The organism is Limnospira sp. (assembly GCF_051859755.1).
In the GTDB taxonomy this organism is placed as follows: Bacteria; Cyanobacteriota; Cyanobacteriia; order Cyanobacteriales; family Microcoleaceae; genus Limnospira; species Limnospira fusiformis.
The window spans coordinates 1-4,491 of the sequence record NZ_JBIMLI010000228.1; the positions used below are offsets into that span (position 1 = coordinate 1).

Annotated in this window: 4 protein-coding genes; 3 read left to right on the forward strand and 1 reads right to left on the reverse strand. The window is 38.9% G+C overall.

The window, feature by feature from the left end:
• Positions 1-103 precede the first annotated feature (103 nt).
• Positions 104-727 carry an alpha/beta hydrolase gene (locus tag ACTIE0_RS22930; protein ID WP_006670812.1) on the reverse strand — a complete coding sequence of 208 codons (624 nt, stop codon included), beginning with the start codon at positions 725-727 and terminating at the stop codon, positions 104-106.
• A gap of 302 nt (positions 728-1,029) precedes the next feature.
• Between ACTIE0_RS22930 and ACTIE0_RS22935 the strand changes: the two genes are divergently transcribed.
• The 3 genes from ACTIE0_RS22935 to ACTIE0_RS22945 all read left to right on the forward strand — a co-directional run bounded on the left by ACTIE0_RS22935 (position 1,030) and on the right by ACTIE0_RS22945 (position 4,337).
• On the forward strand, positions 1,030-2,130 hold the full coding sequence (locus tag ACTIE0_RS22935; RefSeq protein ID WP_006670813.1) for a DUF262 domain-containing protein: 1,101 nt from the start codon (positions 1,030-1,032) through the stop codon (positions 2,128-2,130).
• Positions 2,131-2,133: 3 nt separating this feature from the next.
• A complete protein-coding gene (locus ACTIE0_RS22940) occupies positions 2,134-2,847 on the forward strand; it encodes an MAE_28990/MAE_18760 family HEPN-like nuclease (RefSeq protein ID WP_006670814.1) in 714 nt (237 codons plus the stop codon).
• Positions 2,848-2,972: 125 nt separating this feature from the next.
• Positions 2,973-4,337, forward strand: a complete 1,365-nt coding sequence (locus ACTIE0_RS22945) for an SGNH/GDSL hydrolase family protein (protein WP_233497861.1) — start codon at positions 2,973-2,975, stop codon at positions 4,335-4,337.
• Positions 4,338-4,491 lie beyond the last annotated feature (154 nt).

Below are 4,491 nucleotides of genomic sequence, written 5' to 3' on the forward strand. Positions count from 1 at the left end.
TTTCATACCCGAAGGTCTCGCACCATACTTAGTATTATACCGTATTGCCGTAAAATGTTAACCTAATTTGAGATTAAATCATGCTCTCTTTTATATTAAAGGGTTAATGGTTGTTAGGCAGGGTTTTGATCACAAAACTTTGTATTAACCCCAAAATATCGGGACAAATCTCGTGACCCATGTTGTACTCATGATATTCCACCGTTGCCCCTAATTTCTGGAAACTGTCCCGCGCCTGGTGAGCCGCTCCGAGGGGGACGACCATATCTTGTTTACCGTGAGCCATTAAAATCGGCGGTAGGGGGGTCTGTTGGGGTTCTGGTTTAAAGTGTAAGTAGCCACTGAGTACAATCAGACCAGCCAAACCCATTGTCCGTCCGACATCAAAAGTCATGGCTCCCCCCTGGGAAAAACCGCCTAAAATCGTGCGCTGTGGTGGTATTCCAGTAGTTTGGGCGATCGCGTTTAACCAATCAATTAGTTTTTCCCGGCTTTCCTCAATTCCCTCATATTCCTGAGTTTCTAAGGCGTACCAAGCGCGACCCCCCGGAACTTGTGGGTGAGGAAAGGGAGCTTCTGGGAACTCAAACCAATAATTGGGTAATCTCAACATGGGAGCCAAAAAGGTCAGATCCTCACAATTCGCACCCCAACCATGCAGGAATATGATTAAACCTTCGGGATTTTCCGGGTTTTCTGATTTGACTGTATATGAGTGTAACGACATATTTAATTCTGACCTGTTGGTTTACTTATCGCTATCCTACATGACTTATAAAAAACACTCAAGCCATGGGGATATTTATCACTTAAATAATATCTGATATAGCCAGATATTTCCAGGCATAGCCGGGCGAGCTATATAGTCTACATCCATTGACAATTTAAAAAGTATGTGGTAAATTTCCAGGCAGTCCTAAATTACTGATAAACATAGTGGCAGTTTAACCCCGCAGTGCCAAAATCTGGCATTGGTTGCTAATCATTGATTATCTCTACCATGATGATACACCTATTTTAATTGTCAATATGTCGAATACAGAAGTTATTAATACCGCCAAAGTCGAGTCAGCCGAAAATCAGATTAGGGAAAACCAAAAGCGGATTGACTACAATACCCTTGAATATCCCATTGAGGTATTAGTGGATAAATATTTAACTGGAATTGATGAGGACACCAACGAAATATTTATACCTGACTACCAAAGAGAAATGGCTTGGGATGAGCAGCATCAGTCCAAATTTATTGAATCGATTTTTCTGGGTCTTCCAATTCCCTATATTTTCGTCGCTGATGTTTCCAAAGAAGAAGATGATCAAGATTACTCACGGTTAGAAATTATAGATGGAACCCAGAGAATACGAACCTTAGCTAGATTTATCCATAATCAACTTAAACTTTGTGAACTCCAAAAGTTAACCGCATTAAACGGGTTTCATTTTCGATATTTGTCTCCATCTCGTCAGCGACGATTTCTTAGAAATACTATTCGATTAATTAAATTAACTGAAGATGCTGATGAAGAAGTCCGCCGAGATTTGTTTGAACGGATTAACTCAGGAAGCATTGAACTTAACCAAATGGAAAAACGAAGAGGGAGTCAGCCAGGATTATTTTTAAACTTGATAGAAGAGTTATCAAAGGAGCCAAAATTTATCAGCTTATGTGCTTTTTCGGAAGCATCTATCAAGAAACGTGATCCTCAAGAGTATGTTTTGAGATTCTTTGCTTTTTTAGAAAAATATAAATCTTTTTCGGGAAAGATTCATGATTTTTTAGACGACTACTTAAAGGAGAAAAATGAACAATTAAAGCAACATCAAAATCCCACAGCAGAATTAGAGCGTATGCGCTATGAATTTATGTCAATGCTATCGGTAATAGAAACATACTTTCCTGAGAGTTTGCGAACAGGTAAACATAAAATTAGACCTATAACTCGCATCAAATTTGAGTCTATATGTGTAGGTGTGGCTTTGGCTTTGCGTGAGCAAAAAGATTTAGTTCCCAAGTCTACAGACTTCTTGAAATCACAAGATTTTAATGAGTATACTAAAAGTGATGCTAGTAGTTCTGGTAATAAAGTTAGCCGTCGAATTGAGTATGTTCGTGACCAGGTTTTGGGTTAATCTATGGATAGTACATTATGGGCATATTTTAATAAACAGTCTGTAGAAGTTAGTCAATACTTTATGTTTCTTAAACGACTGGAGCAAAAAACCACGATGATAGACAATTATAAACTTTGTATTGGTGATATCAATGCCAGCACAATGATTCATAAATATGAACAAATTTATTTTAATACTGATATCGAAAAAACTCTCAAAGCCAATGGTTTTTTATTGCTATATAATTTGGTGGAGGGAACTATGAGGAGAGCCATTGAATATATATTTGATTACCTCGATACTCATCAAGTGAATTTTGATGTTTTGAGACGAGAGATGAAGATAGTGATATTAAAGAATATCCAAAAGCGATCGCCTGAAAAAATTATAGATAAAATTGATAAAATCTCTCTGGATATTATCATTGAAACTTGGAATAATGATGATGTTTTTTCGGGAAATATAGACGCTAAAAAAATCAAAGATGTAGCCCAAACTTATGGTTTTTCTAGTAAAGTATCCCCTCGAAGAACCCAAAATGGTGAGGATTTATTGTCTATAAAGAATCATAGAAATGATTTAGCACATGGTTTAAAATCCTTTAATGATATAGGCAGAGATACCACGGCTAGAGAACTTTTTATCATTAAGAATAGAGTGATAATTTATCTACGACAAATTATCATCAATATCGAAAATTATTTAGCAAATCAAGAATATTTAAAAACCCCGTAAATTAACCCCAGGGTAAAATATCCTGCTATACTGTGTAAGATTTGACATCAGAAGAACGGAATATGATTTGTGATATAATCACCTAAAATCGCTTAGATCTGGGTCTCGGTACTTTTGGTGACGATGTGATCATTATCTCGGAGTTACCACCGGAACAGCTTACTCGTTTTAGCGCTTCTCCCCTGACGGAGGCGATCGCTCTTTTGGAGGGTGATGATTATATCATCAATGATGACCCAGAAGGGCGCATTTTGTTAGGAAACCAGGGTAATGATACTCTCATCGGTCATTCGGGTAATGATACCATCTATGGCGGTCAGGGTAATGATTTGATTATTGGTGGTTCTGGGAATAACATTTTATCAGGCGATCGCGGTTTAGACACCCTCACTGGTGGAGATGGAATTAATGAATTTATACTATCCCAGTCAAGTGCGGATCAGGATCTAATTACCGACTTTAAACCAGGTATTGATAAATTGCGCTTGTTTAGGGGAGCCACCTTTTCAGATTTAGACATTCAACAATCGGATTCATCCACTGTAATTGAGTTCAATGGTGAAACCTTAGTCACCCTCAATAATGTCTCGGCTAATTCGTTAACCATTGATGACTTTATCGAGGCTCTGCACTTCGAGGAAATCTATATATTTGGTGATAGTTTATCCGATACCGGAAACGCTTTTATCGCCTCGGAAGGACAAGTTTTAGCAGGATTACCCTACTTTCAAGGTCGCGCCTCTAATGGGTTATTATGGGTAGATTATTTGGGGGATAAACTGAGTTTAAATCCCGTCAATTTTAGCGAACAATCTCCCTCAAATGAGGGGATTAATTTTGCCTTTTTTGGGGCTAATACTAGCGGTTTAAATACCACAGAACCGGGATTATTCCCGGGTTTGGAAAATCAATTACAGGCTTTTATTGCTCCTTTGTTAGCATCGGGTCAAACAGCTAATCCTAATGCCTTATATACCCTCTGGGTTGGCGCTAATGATTACTTAGCGGGACGACAGACTGATGGTACTATTCCGGTTAATAATTTAACTGAAGCTGTAACTTCTCTCTATCAGTTTGGGGCGCGGGATTTCCTGATGTTAAACTTACCACCATTAGGAGAATTACCAGTAGCGAGATTTAACCCCCTAGATCCCGTCGATCCAGTTAATTCTTTTGATGCGGAGGAACTGAACCGCCTCAGTGCAGAACATAATCAAGGTTTACGGGAAGCTGTAGACCAATTAAATCAAAACCTACCTGGTGCTAATGTGAGTTTATTTGATGTGGGTGGTTTATTTGAGGATGCGATCGCCAATCCTGAACAATTTGGATTAACCAACGTTACCGACAGTAGTATATCATTTATATTAGGAACCATTGCTGATAATCCAGAGCAGTATTTATTCTGGGATATCCTACACCCCACCACCACCACTCATCAAATTATCGCCAGTGATGTCTATGAGCAACTGCTGATAGATTATCAGTAACTTTCCGATTTCCGCCTCACCCTAACCTCTTGGTGATTTAGCGCCAGTATCCCTACCCCCTATATCTTGTTCAATTGCTTGACACTCCCCGGCGTGAACGCACGGGGATTCTTTGTTCTACGACACGACTTGCTGATGCAGGATTTCTCCAACA

What these genes read in the sequence shown, in the direction of transcription:
- ACTIE0_RS22930 (WP_006670812.1), bottom strand. Translation starts at nt 727, where the DNA reads ATGTCGTTACACTCATATACAGTCAAATCAGAAAACCCGGAAAATCCC.
- ACTIE0_RS22935 (WP_006670813.1), top strand. Translation starts at nt 1,030, where the DNA reads ATGTCGAATACAGAAGTTATTAATACCGCCAAAGTCGAGTCAGCCGAA.
- ACTIE0_RS22940 (WP_006670814.1), top strand. Translation starts at nt 2,134, where the DNA reads ATGGATAGTACATTATGGGCATATTTTAATAAACAGTCTGTAGAAGTT.